This window comes from Vibrio sp. 1580 (genome assembly GCF_033340055.1).
In genome coordinates this window covers 1-617 of sequence record NZ_JAWOVT010000414.1, presented here as the reverse complement: position 1 = coordinate 617, position 617 = coordinate 1, and the positions used below count along the sequence as shown (strand labels likewise).

The window sequence follows — 617 nt, the reverse complement described above, 5'->3', positions numbered from 1 at the left end:
AACACCTAGTTCGCGACCTAACCAAATCGCGCTCTCTGTGTGATCACGCAGTTCTCGTTCGCTGACCGGGTGTATAAGCACAGAAAAATCCCCACGAATGGTATCTAACCAAGCCAAAAACTCTTCACTGATCGACTCAAGGTGCATTTCAAACATCGGCATCTTGTGCGGGCCGACTAATCTGTCGACCAATGGATACACGCGCAACACATCTTGACGCTCTTGGCGGATGATCTCATTCAGAGCTTGTGCTTTTTCCAATTGTTGCAAAGGAAAGTAAACGTGAACGTGGTACATAACTTCTCCAATCTGAATTCTAAGTGTTGCACTCCCCCGTCGTTCAAAGCCTGTGTAGTCATCTAAACACTGAGCCACACTAGGTTCGAATTAACGCCGCTTAGGCACGTTGGAATCCAAACTTCTTCAATTGACTGCCACCCTACCTTGATTCCGTCTGATTGGGAAGAAGTTATCTTTCTGCAACAAATAAATCTACGACACTCAAATACTTTAGCTTTGTTTGTCAAATTTCACAGCCCAATTTTGTTGCAACTTTGTAACAAATGAAAGTGATTAAATTCAGCTTTTGAAATGAATAATATAAAAAACCAGTATTT

General features: G+C 42.3%; 1 protein-coding gene. It reads right to left on the bottom strand.

All coding sequences use genetic code 11. From position 1 onward, the window contains the following. Nucleotides 1–297 (bottom strand): DOPA 4,5-dioxygenase family protein (locus R7093_RS26315; protein ID WP_318147159.1); only part of this gene is annotated, 297 nt, incomplete at its 3' end. Nucleotides 298–617 lie beyond the last annotated feature (320 nt).